Annotated in this window: 13 protein-coding genes; 6 read left to right on the top strand and 7 right to left on the bottom strand. The window is 73.3% G+C overall.

The annotated features are described in order from the left end of the window. The first annotated feature begins 97 nt into the window (after positions 1–97). Positions 98–4078: a hypothetical protein gene (locus ABTZ54_RS03760; protein WP_351656846.1), complete on the top strand. Its 3981-nt coding sequence runs from the start codon at positions 98–100 to the stop codon at positions 4076–4078. 67 nt (positions 4079–4145) lie between these two features. On the opposite strand, the gene ABTZ54_RS03755 is transcribed toward ABTZ54_RS03760, so the two are convergent. Continuing rightward, the gene (locus tag ABTZ54_RS03755) at positions 4146–4940 is read right to left on the bottom strand and encodes an MBL fold metallo-hydrolase (protein ID WP_351656844.1); all 795 of its coding nucleotides are present in this window, start codon (positions 4938–4940) and stop codon (positions 4146–4148) included. Positions 4941–5028: 88 nt separating this feature from the next. Between ABTZ54_RS03755 and ABTZ54_RS03750 the strand changes: the two genes are divergently transcribed. From ABTZ54_RS03750 to tpx, 4 genes are all read left to right on the top strand, one after another. Then, positions 5029–5895: a pirin family protein gene (locus tag ABTZ54_RS03750; protein WP_351656842.1), complete on the top strand. Its 867-nt coding sequence runs from the start codon at positions 5029–5031 to the stop codon at positions 5893–5895. Next, positions 5892–6998, top strand: coding sequence for an MFS transporter (locus ABTZ54_RS03745; RefSeq protein ID WP_351656840.1), 1107 nt, complete (start codon positions 5892–5894; stop codon positions 6996–6998). The genes ABTZ54_RS03750 and ABTZ54_RS03745 overlap by 4 nt, the downstream gene beginning before the upstream one ends. A 97-nt stretch (positions 6999–7095) precedes the next feature. Next, positions 7096–7770 (top strand): TetR/AcrR family transcriptional regulator, encoded by a 675-nt coding sequence (locus ABTZ54_RS03740; protein WP_351656838.1) that lies wholly within the window; start codon positions 7096–7098, stop codon positions 7768–7770. Between the two features lie 80 nt (positions 7771–7850). After that, a complete protein-coding gene (gene tpx, locus ABTZ54_RS03735) occupies positions 7851–8351 on the top strand; it encodes a thiol peroxidase (RefSeq protein WP_351656836.1) in 501 nt (166 codons plus the stop codon). A 72-nt stretch (positions 8352–8423) separates the two neighbouring features. Here tpx and ABTZ54_RS35675 read toward each other — a convergent pair whose 3' ends face one another. Both ABTZ54_RS35675 and ABTZ54_RS03725 read right to left on the bottom strand, forming a co-directional pair. Beyond that, a complete protein-coding gene (locus tag ABTZ54_RS35675) occupies positions 8424–8711 on the bottom strand; it encodes a hypothetical protein (RefSeq protein ID WP_502997176.1) in 288 nt (95 codons plus the stop codon). Next, complete coding sequence (locus tag ABTZ54_RS03725) at positions 8708–9229, bottom strand: hypothetical protein (RefSeq protein WP_351656832.1); 522 nt, start codon at positions 9227–9229, stop codon at positions 8708–8710. The genes ABTZ54_RS35675 and ABTZ54_RS03725 overlap by 4 nt, the downstream gene beginning before the upstream one ends. A gap of 104 nt (positions 9230–9333) precedes the next feature. Between ABTZ54_RS03725 and ABTZ54_RS03720 the strand changes: the two genes are divergently transcribed. Further along, the gene (locus ABTZ54_RS03720) at positions 9334–10722 is read left to right on the top strand and encodes an FAD-binding oxidoreductase (RefSeq protein ID WP_351656830.1); all 1389 of its coding nucleotides are present in this window, start codon (positions 9334–9336) and stop codon (positions 10720–10722) included. Position 10723: 1 nt separating this feature from the next. On the opposite strand, the gene ABTZ54_RS03715 is transcribed toward ABTZ54_RS03720, so the two are convergent. The 4 genes from ABTZ54_RS03715 to ABTZ54_RS03700 form a co-directional block, all read right to left on the bottom strand. Continuing rightward, positions 10724–11350 (bottom strand): LysE/ArgO family amino acid transporter, encoded by a 627-nt coding sequence (locus ABTZ54_RS03715; protein WP_351656828.1) that lies wholly within the window; start codon positions 11348–11350, stop codon positions 10724–10726. Further along, positions 11347–11631 carry a DUF2087 domain-containing protein gene (locus ABTZ54_RS03710; RefSeq protein ID WP_351656826.1) on the bottom strand — a complete coding sequence of 95 codons (285 nt, stop codon included), beginning with the start codon at positions 11629–11631 and terminating at the stop codon, positions 11347–11349. Before ABTZ54_RS03710 ends, ABTZ54_RS03715 begins: the two co-directional genes overlap by 4 nt. A gap of 62 nt (positions 11632–11693) precedes the next feature. Continuing rightward, positions 11694–11972 (bottom strand): hypothetical protein, encoded by a 279-nt coding sequence (locus ABTZ54_RS03705; RefSeq protein ID WP_351656824.1) that lies wholly within the window; start codon positions 11970–11972, stop codon positions 11694–11696. 90 nt (positions 11973–12062) lie between these two features. Further along, positions 12063–15824, bottom strand: a complete 3762-nt coding sequence (locus ABTZ54_RS03700; RefSeq protein ID WP_351656822.1) for an amino acid adenylation domain-containing protein — start codon at positions 15822–15824, stop codon at positions 12063–12065. Positions 15825–15884 lie beyond the last annotated feature (60 nt).

Raw genomic sequence — 15884 nt, 5'->3', positions numbered from 1 at the left:
GAAATCCGTCGGCTCGGCCGACCGCCTCGTACATAGACTCGACCCGATCCGACCAATCGGTTCTTCCTTTCTCAGACCCGTCCCCGGGGGGACCCCCTTGCACACCGCCCATGCCGGAAAACCGGCAGGCCCGCCGCGCGTACTCGCGCTGCTCGCGCTGATCCTCGCGGTCATCGCGTCCGTACTCGGTCCGGTCGCCACCGCGTCCGCCGCCACGACGCCCGCACCCGCGCCTGCGCCCGCGCCTGCGCCTACGAAGGCCGCCGCGCCCAAGGCCAAGGCCGCTCCCAAGGCCGACTCCCGGGCCCTCGTCGCCCGGCAGGTCGCCGAGGGTGGGCTCGCGGACGTCTGTTCCGGGGGCATCGCGCCGAACGTCGTCCACACCTGCGCCGCCTTGCCCGAGAGCCACTCCACCGGCTTCACGCTCGACGTGCCGCGCGCGAAGGACGTCGTGTTCGCGCGGGTCGTGGGCACCGAGCAGCACGACCTCCATGTCTCGCTGACCGCTCCCGACGGCTCCGCCGTCACCTGTGACCGGCCCGACTACTTCGGCGCGTACCGCTGCCCGACCGCGCAGGCGGGCGCGTACACGCTGAACCTGTGGGACACCAGCGGCAACGGGGGCGGGTTCTCCGTCTCGTACAAGGCGCTCCTGTCGGACGCCTCCTGCACCGCCGTGGCGGAGGGCGACACCGCCCTCGGGCGGCCCGCCGTCCAGGCCGTGAGCCTCGCGGCCGGGTCGACGGGCAACTGCTACGCGCTTCCGACCGCCACCGGTGAGGTGCTGCGCCTGTTCCACAGCGACTGGCGCGTATCGCAGACCGTGTACGACGCCACGGGCGCCCAGATCTGCTCGACGCGCGTCGCCGGCAACCAGTACCTGGACTGCACGCTCTCCGGCACCGCGCCCTACCGCCTGCTGGCGGCCGAGCGCGAGACGGCGGCCACCGACCTCACGCTCACCCTCGCGCGCCTCTCCCGCCCCAGCGGCTGCCCCACCGTCCAGCCGCAGGCGTACGGCGCGGTGCCGGACGTGACCGGCACCGAGCGCTGCCGCACGCTGCACGTGCCGGCCGACGGCCCGTACCTCTTCGGCACCGTGGACGGGAAGGACGGGAACCCGGCCAACCGCGCCGGGCGTCTGTACCGCGCCGACGGCACCCCCGTGTGTACGCCCGAGCCCACCACGCCCTGCCAGCTCACCGCCGGTGACTACACGTGGGCCCGCGACGCCGTCACCAGCGCCGAGACCGACGCGTACGGCGTCTGGTTCCTCGCCACCGCTCAGGCGGCAGGGTGCACGCCGGTCAAGGACGACGGCTTCGCCTCCGGTCCGGCGACGGGGACCTTCACCGACGCCGGTCAGGTGCTCTGCCTCGGTCTTCCGACCGCCACCGGCCGCGGTCTGTACCTCCTCGACCGCGCGACCGGCGAGGACGCGGCCCACCCGACCGTGCGCGTCTTCGACGCCAAGGGCGCCGCGCAGTGCGCCGACGCGAGCGAGCCCTCGGTCTGCAAGCTGACCGGCACCGCCCCGTTCCACGCCGTCCTGACCACGTCCGGCCCCGGCGCGTACGCGCTGGCCGTCCAGCGCACGGGCGAGGCGGCCGGCTGCACCCCCTGGGCGCAGACCGGCTTCGGCAACACGTGGGGTGCCGAGACCACGCTCGCCGTCGGGCAGACCGCCTGCCTGTCGATCGCGGGCGGCGCGCACTCCACCGCCGAGGTGCTCGACTACACCAACGACAGCAACCGGCTGAACGCCCCGCTGCGCGTCCACGACGCCGCAGGCAACCAGGTGTGCGGCACCGTCAGCAGCTCGACGGCCACCTGCCGGCTGACGGCGGGCGCCCCGTACACGGCGCTGCTCACGAACAACGGCTACGGCCCCGACACGTACAAGCTGGTCCGCCGCGATCTCTCCGCGACGGCCCGCTGCGCGGCGCCGAAGTCGATGAAGGTGGGCGGGCCCTCCACCCCGTACACCTTCCGCGGGGACCTCGACGCCACCTGCCTGCGGGTGACGGCGGCGGCCACCGACAAGCTGTGGCTGTCCGTGCGGACGCCGGGCGCCCCCTACAAGGCGGGCGCGATGCTGGGCGTCGCCGACAGCACCGGCACGGTCAAGTGCCGCACCTGGGGCACCGACGGCACCTGCCGGGTCACCGGCTCCACCTCGTACCTCGTCTTCGTCATCGCCGTCGGTTACGACGAGACGCCGATCGCCTCGTACGTGGACACCTGGCGGATCGGCACGGCGGCCGGCTGGGCCCCGGAGTGCACGGCGAACAAGGTGTCGCCGAGCGGTTTCGCCCCGCGCAGCGCGGTCCTGACGGAGTCCGCGACGGCGTACTGCGCGGTGCTGGACATGAAGCCGAACCAGCGTTTCGACGTGATCGGCGTGGACAGCGACACGACCGGAGGACGCCCGACCGTCAGCCTGCTGGGGGGCACCGCCTTCGGCGACACGACGGACTTCTCCTACTTCTGCTCCGCCTACGGCGGCATCCGTGCCGATTGCTACGCCAACGACCGGGCGCCCACCGGGCAGTACGCCCTCGTGGTGGCCCCCGGCAAGGCGCCCACCCCGTACGAGTTCACGATGCAGGGCGTCTGCACGCAGGGCTGCGACACCCGCCCGCCGTCCCCCGACGTGTCCGCGCTGAGCCGCACCAGCGGCCCGGCGGGCACCGCGCACGCCGTGGAGCTGTCCGGGTCCGGGCTGACGCTCGGCACGGAGATCAGGCTCCGCAACGACAGCGTGACCGGCGAGGCCTGGGCCAACGAGGTGGTGTCGATCGCCCCGGACGGGACCTCCATGAAGGTGCTGCTCGGCACGCGTGACCTGCCGCCCGGCCGGTACGACCTGGTCGTGGGCAGCAACGGCTTCAGCTCCGGCACCCGCTCCCCCGGCTACCTGCCGAACGCGTTCACGGTGACCGAGGCCCCCGCGGCCGCCGCGCCGGGCCGCTTCGTGCCGGTGGCGCCGAAGCGGTTCCTCGACACCCGGTCCGGTACGGGCGCGCCCAAGGCGAAGGTCGGCGCGGGCGGCACGGTGAAGCTCAAGGTCGCGGGCGTCCACGGCGTCCCGGCCACCGGCGTCACGGCGGTCGTCATGAACGTCACCGCCGTCGCCCCGACCTCGAACGGCTTCCTCACCGTCTACCCGGACGGCCGCCCCGTCCCCTCCGCGTCCAGCCTCAACTACACGGCGAAGCGCACGCTCTCCAATCTGGTGACCGTCGCCGTCCACAACGGCACCGTGGACCTGCGCAACAGCGCGGGCACGGTCGACGTCGTCGCCGACGTGGCGGGCTACTACACGACGGCGGAGGGTACGGGTTCGGCGCTGACGTCCATCGATCCGACCCGCTTCCTCGACACCCGCAGCGGTCTCGGCGCCCCCAAGGCCCGGGTCGGCGCGGGCGGCACGGTGAAGCTGAAGATCGCGGGCGCCCACGGCGTCCCGGCCACCGGCGTCACGGCCGTCGTCATGAACGTCACCGCCGTCGCCCCGACCGCGACCGGCTTCGTGACCGTCTACCCGGACGGGCAGGCCGTCCCGACCGCCTCGAACATCAACTACTCGGCCGGGGAGACCCTCCCCAACCTGGTGGTCGTTCCGGTGGTGAACGGCTCGGTGGTGCTGCGCAACAGCACCGGCGCGGTCGATCTGCTCGCCGACGTGACGGGGTACTTCTCCGCCACGGGCGCGGCCTTCACCGCCGCCGAGCCGGTCCGGCTGCTCGACACCCGCGGCGGTCTCGGCGCGCGGGCCGGGGTCGTCGGGCCCGGCGGCGTGGTGAGCATGCGGGTCTCCGGCGTGGCCGGGGTCCCGAGCGAGGGCGTCACCGCGGTCGTCCTCAACGTGACGGTCGCGGCCCCGACGGCCGGCAGCTACCTGACCGTGTCCCCGCACGGCAGGCCGCGCCCGGCGGTGTCGAACCTCAACTACCCGGCGGGCCGCACGATCTCCAACCTGGTGGTCGTGCCGGTCGTGGACGGGCGGATCACGTTCACCAACCACACGGGGGGTGTGCAGGTCATCGCCGATCTGAACGGGTGGTACAGCGGCTGACGCCGTCAGTCTCACTGGGGAGGGCCGGATCGCTTCTGCGGTCCGGCCCTCCGGCGTTCCCGGGCTCCTACCTCAGCTTCTCCGCGACGCCCGGCTCCAGGCGGCGCAGGGTCCCCGCCAGTTGGGGGTCGGCGGCGAAGGCGGCGGTGATGGCGGACGGGTCCTCGGCGAGGTGCGCCCAGGAGTCGAAGTGGAGGGGGACGACCGTACGGGCGCCGAGGACGCGGGCGAGGGCGGCGCCCTCGGTGGCGCTGAGGGAGAACGCGCGGTCGCCGGTCGAGGGAAAGTGGGCGTCGCCGAAGTGGAGGAACGCGGTGTCGAGGACGAAGCGTTCACCGATCTCGGTCAGCGCGTCGTGGCGGACGGTGTCGCCGGAGAGGTAGAGCGCGCCGCCCTCGTACTCGACGACGAAGCCGGTGACCGGCCCGGTGGCCTCCTCGGTGCCCTCGGGGCCGTGCCGGGCCGGGGTGGCCGTGATCCGTACGGTCGTGCCGCCCGCGCTGACCTCCCGGCTCTCCCACGGGGCCAGTCCCTCCGCCCGGCCGCCGAGGCGGGCGGCGCCCTCGGGGGTGGTGAGGGTACGGGCCGCGCGGGCGAGGACCTCGCGGCCCGTGTGGTCCAGGTTGTCGGCGTGCTGGTCGTGGGAGAGCAGCACCAGGTCGACGGGCGGCAGCCGGTCGGCGGCGAGGGCAGGGCCCGCCGTGCGGTGGAGCGGGCGGGCGCCGGGGTAGTCGGCGGGGGCCTGGTCGAAGGCGGGGTCGGTCAGGACGGTGAGGCCGCCGATGCGGAGCAGGACGGTGGCCGTGCCGATGTAGGTGGCGGTGACGGTGGCGGTGGCGGTGGCGGTGATCCTTGGGCTCATGAACGCCAAACTAAACCGATCGGTTTATCTCGTCAAACCAAACGGTTCAGTCTTGACAGTGAACTGAATGGTGTAGTTCAGTCTTGGCATGACCACCACCGAGCGCACCGTCACCCGCATCGCCCGCCCCTTCCACACCTACGAGGGCGCCGGATTCCCCGTACGCCGCCCCTTCCCCACCGCCGAACTCCCCTTCGTCGACCCCTTCCTGATGGTCGATCAGGTCGGGCCGGTCGAGCTCGCCCCCGGCGAGGCCAAGGGCGCTCCCCCGCACCCCCACCGGGGCTTCGAGACGATCCAGTACGTCCTCGACGGCGACATCGCCAACGCCGACTCGCGCGGCCACCGCGCCGTCGTCCGGGGCGGCGGGGTGCAGTGGCTCACCGCCGGGGCCGGGATCGTCCACGAGGCCCTGCCCACCGAGGAGTTCCTCGCCACGGGAGGCCGGCAGCACATGCTCCAGATCTGGGTGAACCTCCCGGCCCGGCTCAAGTCGCTGCCGCCCCGCAGCCAGAACGCCGAGGCCGCCGACCTGCCCACCGTCACCGCCCCCGACGGCGCCGAGCTCACCGTCCTCGCCGGCAGCAGCCACGGCGTGACCGGCCCCTTCGGCACGCACACCCCGGTCCTCGTCGTCCACGCGCGGCTCGCGGCGGGCGGGCGCGCCGAGTTCACCGCGCCCGCCGGACACAACGCGATGGTGTACGTGCTGACCGGCGACGCCGTCGTCGGCGGCGAGGCCCTCGCCGACGGGCACCTCGCGGTGCTCGACCGGGACGGCGAGCGCTTCACCGTCGAGGCGCCGGGCGCGGCGGCCGAGGTGCTGGTCCTCGCGGGCGAGCCGATCGGCGAGCCGGTCGCCCGCAGCGGGCCCTTCGTGATGAACACGGCCGCCGAACTCCGGCAGGCGGAGAAGGACTTCGCGGAGGGGCTGATGGGGCGGATGCCGGTATGACGACCAGAACGAGGAGCCTCACGCGGGCCGTGGCCCCGACCGCCGCCTCCGCCCCCGCTGCCCGGGGCGCCGCCCTCCTCCCCGCGCTCTTCGTCGCGCCCGCCTCCATGGGCGTGTCCGGGCCGAGCCTCGCCCTGTCCGACGCCGCCCGCGCGCTCGGTGTCTCCGCCGGGTCGGCGGCCTGGCTGATGACCGTGTTCGGCATCGGCATGGCCGTCGGCACGCCCCTGCTCTCCGCCACGGCGGGGCGGCGCGGGCCCGGCGGGATCGTCCGGGCCGCCGGGGCGCTCCTCGTCCTGGGCGCCGCCCTCGTCCTCGCCGCCGGGTCGCTGCCGCTCGCGGTGGCCGGGCGGGCGGTCGAGGCCGTCGGGGCCGCCGGGGTCACCGTGGCCGCCTTCCAGCTCGCGGGCCGGGACCGCTCGGGCCGTACGTCCGGGATCGTCGCCATCGGCAGCGCCTTCGGCGGCACGCTCGGCCTCTTCGCGGGCGCGGCGGTGGCCCGGGCGGCGGGCTGGCAGGCGGCCCTCGTCCTGCCGCTGCTGAGCCTCCTCGTGCTGCTGCCCGTGCTGCGTCTCGCCGGACCCGCGGGCCCGCGCACCGGCGCGGCCGGCGGCGCGCGCCCCCTCGGCGTCCTGCGCGCCCCGGGCTTCCTGGCCGCCGCCGGGCTCATGCTCGCGCTCTCCACCGTCAACTTCGCGCTGCTGTACGGCGCCCCGCGCCGCTTCTCCGCGCTCACCGGCTGGAGCCCCGTCCAGACGGGCGCGGTCGCCGCGCTCGCCGCCCTCACCGGGGCGCTGCTGTCCTGGCGGCTGATCCGCCTCGCGCCCCGGCTCGGGACGCGCAGGACGCGGGCGCTGCTGGCCGGCGGCTCGACGGCGGCGCTGCTGCTCGCGGCCCTCGCCCCATGGCCGGTCGCGGTGCTGCTCGGCTCCGGCCTGAGCGCCCTCGCGACGGCGGGCGGCCAGGGGATCCTGACCGGGGCGGCGACCCGGGGGCTCGACGAGGAGCGGCGGGGGCTGGGGATCGGCCTGTTCAACCTGGCGTTCCTGGCGGGCGTGGCGATCGGTCCGGCGCTGGCGGCGGCTGCGACGTCGGCGGCCTGAGCGGCCTGAGCCACCGCCCTCGTACCGAACGGTTCAGTTCACGTACTTCCTATACTGGCGGTGACCCCGCCCCGCCACCCGCGAAGGACCCGACCCCATGGGCGCCCACACCCCGGACGACGTACTCGACGCGTACGGCATCCCGGTCATCCCCGACCCCGCCTCCGCCGCCGCCCGCAAGCGCCAGGCGATCATCGACGCCGCGCTCACCGAGTTCCTCGCCGAGGGGTACTCGGCGGCCTCCATGGACGCGATCACCCAGCGGTCGGGCGTCTCCAAGGCGACCATCTACAAGCACTTCGGCAGCAAGGAGCGCCTGTTCCTCGCCGTCATCGGCGGGCTGCTGACCCGGACCTACGCCGACGTGGAGCCCGCCGGGGCCTCCCTCGCCGACGCCCCCGACCTGCGCGCCGCGCTCGTCCGGCTCGCCACCGACTGGGCCCGTACGCTGCTGCGCCCGGACATCATGTCGCTGCGGCGCCTGGTGATCGGCGAGATCGACCGCTTCCCGCAGCTCGGCCAGCTCTGGTACCGGGTCACGTACGACATGTACAACGGCCCGCTCGTCGAGGCCGTGACCGCGCTCGACGCCCGGGGCGCGCTCGACGTGCCGGATCCGGACCTCGCCGTGCAGCAGCTCGTGGCGACCACGGTCGGCGTGCCGCAGCTCGTCCACACCTTCGCGCCCGGTACGGCGGTGGACGAGACGGAGCTGACCCGGCAGATCGCGTCGGGGGTGGACCTCTTCCTGGCCCGGTACACGCGCCGCTGATCCGTTCCGTTCCGCGAGATGCGGATTCCACGGGCAGTACGATCGGGAGCGACGTCAGCATCAGTTGAAGGAGATTAGGCATGGCGCAGGTCACGCTCAAGGGCAACCCCGTACAGGTCAACGGCACCCTGCCCGCCGCGGGCAGCGACGCCCCGCAGTTCAGCCTGGTCGGCGAGGGCCTCGCGGACCGCTCGCTGAAGGACTTCGCCGGTCAGCGCAAGGTCCTCAACATCTTCCCCAGCGTCGACACCCCGACCTGCGCGAGCTCGGTGCGCCAGTTCAACAGCGCCGCGGCCGGTCTCGACAACACCGTGGTGCTCTGCATCTCGGCGGACCTGCCCTTCGCCCAGGCCCGCTTCTGCGGCGCCGAGGGCCTGGAGAACGTGAAGAACCTCTCCACCCTCCGCGGCCGTGAGTTCCACACCAACTACGGCGTGGACATCGCGGACGGCCCGCTGGCCGGTCTGACCGCCCGCGCCGTCGTCGTCCTCGACGAGAACGACAAGGTGCTGCACGTCGAGCTCGTCAACGAGATCGCCGAGGAGCCGAACTACGACGCCGCGCTCGCCGCGCTGAAGTAGTCCCGGGTCCCACCCGCCGTACGGGGGCCGTCACGACAGGTGTCGTGGCGGCCCCCGTCGGCGTCGGCCGCCCTACGATCGGACCATGGGAAGCAGAAGCACCACCCAAGGCTGTTGCCGCTCCGGCCCCTCCGGCCCCTCCGGCTCGTCCCTCTCGCTCTGGTCGAAGGGCTCGTTCCTGTCGATCGGATCGGTCGGGTCCTTCATGTCCATCGGGTCCGTCGGGTCGGCGTTCTCGATCGGGTCCGTCGGCTCGGCCTTCTCGATCGGTTCGGGCTGGTCGTTCCTGTCCGTCGGGTCGCTGCTGTCCGACCGGTCGCGCTGGTCGGTCCTGTCCTCGCGGTCGGTGGCCGCGGTCATGAGCTCCCGCAGCCGGCGACCGGGGTCACCGACGTCACGTCCGTGAGCGGGACGTCGACCGTGCGGCCCTGGACGACGAGGGTCAACGGGCCGCCGCCCCGGGTGAGTTCGCCGCACAGGCTGCCTGCGGAGGTGCCGACCTGCACGGTGGCGGTCCCGGCGCCCGAGACGTCCGGGGCGGGCCACCAGGAGCTGGTGGCGGCGACGGCGGTCAGGAGGACGGTGGCGAAGGTGAGGAGCAGGCCGGTGCGGAGGCGGCGGGCGGCGCGGTCGGGGTCGTCGGGGCCGGCGGCGTGCGGCCAGGCGGTGCGGCCGACGAGGTAGACCGCGAGGACGGCGAGCAGCAGGGAGAGCAGGACCAGGACGCCCGCGACGGCCTCGATGCCGCGGGGCGCCGGGGACCCGGGCCCGCCGCCCGCCTTCAGGGCGCCGCACAGGCCCACGAAGCCGAGGGCGGCCAGCTGGAGTGTCATCCAGCCGCGGGCGGAGGTCCGGACGGCTTCCTCGCTGTCGGTCATGGCGCAAGGATGCCGAGGCGGCGACCCGGGAGGCGGGCTGCCACGCCGAGGGGGAGACTGAAGGGGTAGCGCGGCCGGTCGGCAGGGGTGCCCTGGGAGTGGTCATGGGCGGTACGGCTGTGGAGACCCTGCGCGAGGCGTTGCGCGGCGAGGTGCTCGGCCCTCAGGACGCCGGGTACGACGAGGCCCGCGCGATCTACAACGCGATGATCGACCGGCGGCCCGCCGTGATCGCGCGGTGCGCGGACGTGACGGACGTGCGGGCGGTGGTGCGGTACGCCCGCGAGAGCGGCATGGATCTGGCGGTGCGCGGTGGCGGCCACAGTGGTGGCGGGCTGTGCCTGGCGGACGGTTCGCTGCTGCTCGACCTGTCGGGGATGCGGTGGGTGCGGGTGGATCCCGGGGCGCGGACGGCGCGGGTCGGCGGCGGCAGCCAGTTGGGGGACCTGGACCACGAGGCGCACGGCTTCGGGCTCGGCGTACCGGCCGGGATCATGTCGACGACCGGGGTCGGCGGGCTGACGCTGGGCGGCGGGCACGGGCATCTGACGCGGGCGTACGGGCTGACGATCGACAGTCTCGTCGCGGCGGACGTGGTCCTCGCGGACGGCTCGTTCGTGACGGCGTCGGCGGACGAACACCCGGATCTGTACTGGGGATTGCGCGGCGGCGGCGGCAACTTCGGAGTGGCCACCTCCTTCACGTACGCGCTGCATCCGGTGGACACGGTGGGCCTGGCGGTGACGCTGTGGGAGCCGGAGCACATCGGTGAAGTGCTGCGCTGGTACCGGGAGTTCCTGCCGGCGGCACCCGAGAATCTGAACGGGTTCTTCGCGACGCTGACGGTGGCGCCGGGGCCGCCGTTCCCGGAGGAGATCCACGGGAAGAAGATGTGCGGCGTGGTGTGGTGCTACACGGGCACCCCCAGCGAGGAGGAGCTGGTCGAGACCTTCGCCCCGGTCGCCGAACCGGCCCCGCCCGTCTTCCACTTCGCGACGCCGATCCCGTACCCGGCCCTTCAGTCGCTCTTCGACGACCTGATCCCGAAGGGCCTCCAGTGGTACTGGCGCGGAGACTTCTTCGACCGGATCACGGACGGCGCGATCGACGTGCACGCCGCCTTCCTCGACACCCTCCCCACCGACCTCTCCACGATGCACCTGTACCCGGTCGACGGCGCGGCCCACCGCCCCGGCGCCCTGGACACGGCCTGGGCCTACCGGGACGCGACCTGGTCCGGCGTGATCGGCGGCATCAGCCCGGACCCGTCCGACGCGGACCGCATCCGCGACTGGGCCGTGGGCTACTGGGAGGCACTGCACCCCCACTCGATGGGCGGCGCCTACGTGAACTTCCTCGGCGCCGACGAACCACCCACCCGCGTCCGGGCCACGTACCGCGACCACTACGACCGCCTGGCCGAGGTGAAACGCACGTACGACCCGGACAACGTCTTCCACCACACCCAGAACGTGGTGCCGGCGAGGGGCTGACTCACCCCACCAACCGCACCGCCAGCACCACGATCAGCGTGCTCGACGTCAGGGCCGTCGTCAGGCGGCCTCGGGGGCCGGTGAGGGTGCGGCCGAGGAGGGTTCCGCCGGTGGCCAGCAGGAGTTGCCAGGTCGCGGAGGCGGTCAGGGCGGCCAGGACGAAGGCGGTGCGTTCGGCGGGGGTGGTGGGGGCTTCGGGGCCGGTCGCGAGGATCAGGGCGGCGAAGTAGATCACCGTCATGGGGTTGAGGACGGTGATGGCGAGGAAGGTCGCGTACGCGCGGGCCGGGGTCAGGGGTGTCGCGCCGTCGTCGCGGGAGGCGAGGGTGCCCGCGCGGTGGGTGCGGAGGGCCGTCCATGCCGAGCGGAGGGCCAGCGTCACCAGGACCGCCGCCGAGGTCCGGCGCAGGGGGGTCATCAGGGGGGTCAGGTACGGGACCAGGGCGGAGCCGGTCGCTACCGCCAGGAGGGCGTAGAAACCGTCGGCGGTCGCTACGCCCAGGGCCGCGGCGGCGCCCGTGCGCCAGCCGGTGCGGGCGGTGACGGCGACGAGGTACGCGCCGACCGCGCCGACCGGGATCGCGATGCCGTAGCCGGCCAGCAGGCCGGCCAGGGCCGCGGTCGTCACGCTACGGCGGCGGTCGCTCCTACGGGGACGCCGGGCTGTCGGCGGTAGGCCGAGCCGTCCTTCGTACGGGTGAGCTGGCCGCCGATGACCAGATAGCGGCGCAGCGCCGGGAAGTCCTCGTGCACGGTCTTCAGCGCCTCGTTCACCTCGCGCTCGCTGTAGACCCGCTCCTGCTCGAAGAGCGTGGCGGCGAGGTGGTCGAGGAGGGCCGCCCTACGGGCGGGCTTGCGCGGGATCGCCCGGAGGCGTCCGTCGGCGGCGAAGAGGTCGGCGGTGGTCATGGGGTGCAGCCTGGCGGGTCGTTGGCTTCGCCCGCAAAGGGTTTACGGGGACGGCCATGCGCTCAGCGGGTCATCATGTGGACCGCCTGGTCGATCCTCGGCATCACGCGCGGCAGCCCGTGCTCGTCGAAGATCGGCCTCGCCTTCTCGATGAACGCCAGGAACTCGTCCTCCGAGTCCCAGAAGTCCACCACCCGCCACCCCCCGGACCCGTCAGGGCCGGCCGCGTGGGCGCGGAAGCCCGGCATCGGCCACCAGGGGGCCGCGGTGACCGCCGCCGTGGTGCGTTCGTAGAGCTCCTGGGTGCCGCCGGGGATCTCTACGGTGACGATGACGGCCATGGTGCTGCTCCCGATACGCGCGCAGGGGTGGGGTCCCGACCAGCACAGCAGCCGGTCCCCCACCCCGCACCGCGACCCGGGCCGAAAGGGCTACCTCCCCAGCCGGTAGCGGATCTTCTTCACCAGTTCCTTCAGGTCCGGCGCCCGCAGCAGGCTGTAGTGGTCGGCGTCGAGCTCGACCACCGTCGGCGGGCGGGTCGACCAGCCGGTCGTCCCCTCCAGGAAGGAGTAGTCGTCGCCCTGCGCCTTGAAGATCGTCACCGGGCAGGAGACCTTGCGCTCGGTCAGTTCCTGGAAGGTGTACGTGAAGTCGAAGGTCTGCTCCACGATCGCGATGATCCGGGCGATCAGCTCCGGGTCGAGCGACGGGAAGCGTTCGGAGACGTACGCTGCGAAGCTCTCCGCGTCCTTCGCCGGGACGTCCGCGAGGGCGCCGGCGAAGACCGAGTAGAGGATCTGCGTAAAGCCCGGGTTGTCGTACGAGGCGCCGCCCGCCGCCGACTCCGCGCGGACCTTCGGGGAGCCCGGCGCGATCAGGAACAGGTTCTCCACCTGCTCGCCCGCCGCCTCCAGGAGGTGCGCCGACTCGAAGGCGACCCGGGCGCCGAAAGAGTAGCCCCACAGGGTGTACGGGCCCGCCGGCTGGCGCTTGCGGAGCGCGGCGACGTCGGCCGCGGCCATCTCGCGGATGGTCGCGTACGGCGTCTCGCCCCGGTTGATGCCATGCGCCTGCACCCCGAAGAACGGGCGGTCGATGCCCAGCTCCTCCGCCAGGAAGCGCAGGTTCATCGTGTAGCCGCCGAGCCCGGGCCAGCAGAAGACCGGCGACTGCGCGCCGTCCGCGTGCAGCCGGACCAGCCGCGAGGCGGGCGTGGCGGCGGCGCCGTCCACGCGGTGGGCCAGCTTCTCGATGGTGGGGGCCTCGAAGAGGATCTGGAGCGGGAGGGACGCCTCCGGGAACTCCCGGTTGATCTTCGTGATGAGCGCGACCGCGATCAGCGAGTTGCCGCCCGACTCGAAGAAGTCGTCCTGCACGGAGACCGCCTCGACCTCCTCGTACTTGAGGGCCGCCGCCCAGATCTCCGTGAGCCGGGTCTCGGTGCGGGTGCGCGGCAGGACGTGCGGGCGGCCGTGCAGACCGGCGTTGACGACGGCCAGCTCGCCCAGCGCCTTCGCGTCGACCTTGCCGTTCGCGGAGTGCGGCAGCCGGTCGAGGACGACGACCCGGTTCGGGATCATGTAGTCGGGCAGGTGGTTGACCAGGTCGTCGCGGATCATCTCCGCGGGGCCCTTCATGTGCACGGTGTCCTCGTACATGCCCTCGCTGAGCGCCTGCTCCTCGCTGACCCGGCCGCCGACGAAGAAGTACGAGGGGCCGGTCGGCCGGCCCGCCGCCGCCAGGACCTCGTCCATGCGACGGGCGGCGGGCAGCGGGTTGCCGGACATGGAGCTGTAGCCGGAGGACATGAACCCGAGCCCGTGGCCGCCCAGTTGGAGGCGCTGGAGGGCGCGGCCGAGGTCGATGTACGCGCGCCAGTCCGCCGCGCCCCGGCTGATCACCGTGATGCCGAGGCTGGCCCGCTCGTACACCGCCTGGTTGATGGCGATGACGTGCTTCTTCTCGACGAGGCCGGAGGACGAGGGGGCCAGGGGGGTCAGCTCTCCGCCCTCGTACGCGTACTGGCCCCCGGCAAGGTCCGCGATCCGGTCGGGATGGGACTGCACGTACAGGTCGACCTCCGCCTCCCCCGCCGCGGCCGACTCCTCGTCGTACGGGACCAGTTCGAACACGCCCAGGTCCTCGGCGTCCCCGGACTCCCCGCCGCGCACCGGGCGGATGCCGAGGCCCAGGCCCGGCAGGATCTCCTCGAACAGGCCGACCATGTGGCCCGCCTCGATCTCCAGGACCTCGCGGATGTTGTTCCGGTAGACCGGCTCGATCGCCGACCACTTGCCCCGGAAGCCGAGCCGGACCAGCGGCGCGCCCTCGGCGGACCCCGGCTCCATCAGGTGCAGCTGGTGGTGGACCGGGTGGTAGTAGTACGTGCCGGGCTCCAGGCCCGCGAGGCCGCGCACCTCCACGTACAGCTGGGTCGCGTACAGCGCGCCCGGCGAGGCGTAGCCGTACTTCGGGAGCAGCCGCTCCTCGCTGGGGAACTGGCCGAACCAGCGCAGGATCTCGCCCAGGTCGGCGGCGGTCAGGGTGCCGATCTGGCGGGAGCCGATGCCCTCGGGGCGGCGGGCCAGGGCGGCGAGGACGTCGGCGCGGGTGACCGGGCCGCCCTCGTAGAAGCGGTAGGTCTTGCGGGCGAAGACGGTGCGGCGCATCCGCTCGGTGGGGGTGCGGCCGGGGAGTCCGACGACGGGGCGGCCGGCGAGGGCGGCGGCGTCGAGGGTGCCCGCGTTGGAGAGCTGCGCCTTGACCTGGAGCTTGGACTCCTTGGACTGGTGGTGGGCGCCGTGGTTGCCCTGGTCCATCAGGGCGGCTTCCTTCGGGGAGAGCTCGACGCAGGCGACCAGGTTCTGGAAGCCGGTGCGGGGCTCGTTCTTCACGATGACGGCGGCGGACTTCACCCAGTCGTGGTTCTCGATGGCGAGCGCGATCTCGTCGAGCTCGACGCGGAAGCCGCGCAGCTTGATCTGGTTGTCGGCGCGGCCGGCGAACTGGACGGTGCCGTCCTCGTTCCAGGTGGCCAGGTCTCCGGTGCGGTAGAGGCGTTCGCCGTCCTCGGCGGTGATGAAGCGCTCGGCGGTGAGTTCGGGCCGGTCCAGGTACCCCCGCGCCACCTGGATGCCGCCGATGCACAGCTCGCCGTCGCGTATGTGGAACGTGGTCTCGTACGCGGGTCTGCCGATGGGTATCGCGGAGGGGCCTTCGGCGACGGTGGCGCGGTCGACGGTGTGGGAGGAGGCGTTGATGGTGCACTCGGTGGGGCCGTACAGGTTGATCAGCTCGGCGTCGGGCAGCTCGGCGAGCAGCTGTACGGAGAGGTTCCGGGAGAGGATCTCGCCGCCCGAGTAGACCCGGCGCAGGCTGGCGCAGGTGCCGAGGCGCTCGGTGTCGACGAGGGCCTGGAGGAGGGTGGGGACGCCCTGGAGCATGGTGACGTCGTGCCGGCGGATGGTGTCGATCAGGCCCTCGGGGTCGCGGTAGACGCCGGGCGGGCCCATGGCGACGCGGGCGCCGACGGCGGAGGCGAGGATCTCCCACTGGGCGGCGTCGAAGGACATGGGGGTCTTCTGGACGACGACGGCGTCCGGGCCGAGCCGGTGCGCGTCGGCCATCCAGCGCATCTGGGCGACGATCGAGCGGTGCTCGACCATGACGCCCTTGGGCTTGCCGGTGGAGCCCGAGGTGTAGATGACGTACGCGAGTTGGGAAGGACTCAACTCGGGGTCGGCGAGGGGCTGTTCCTCGCCCGCCGTGCGCCAGGCGTACTGGACGGCGTCCTTGAGGGTGACGACGGTGGTGCCGGGCGGGGCGAGTTCGGTGACGCGGTCGCGGAAGCGTTCCTGGGTGAAGACGACGCGGGCGCCGCTGTCCTCGATCATGTAGCGCAGGCGCTCCTCGGGGTACTCCGGGGAGAGCGGGACGTAGGCGCCGCCGGAGAACAGCACGCCCCACGTGCCGATCACCAGTTCGAGTGAGGGTTCGACGTGCACGCCGATGCGGGCGTCGGCCGTCACGCCTAACGTGCGCAGGTACGTGGCGAGGACGGCGGCGCCCTCGTGGAGCTCGCGGAAGGACAGCGTGTCCTCGCCGAAGACGACGGCGGTGTCCTCCGGCCGCCGCTCCGCCTGGTCGTGCAGGAGCCGGTCCAGCGTCTCCCACGTGTTCACCGTGCTGGGCATGAAGGTCCTCTTCGTGAGTGAAAGGGGCGGGCCCCGGTCCTTGAGGACCGGGGCCCGCCA

The sequence above is a fragment of the Streptomyces sp. NPDC094032 genome, assembly GCF_040303965.1.
GTDB lineage: Bacteria > Actinomycetota > Actinomycetes > Streptomycetales > Streptomycetaceae > Streptomyces.
The sequence above is the reverse complement of the archived record's forward strand: the minus strand, read 5'-3'. Positions and strand labels throughout refer to the sequence as shown.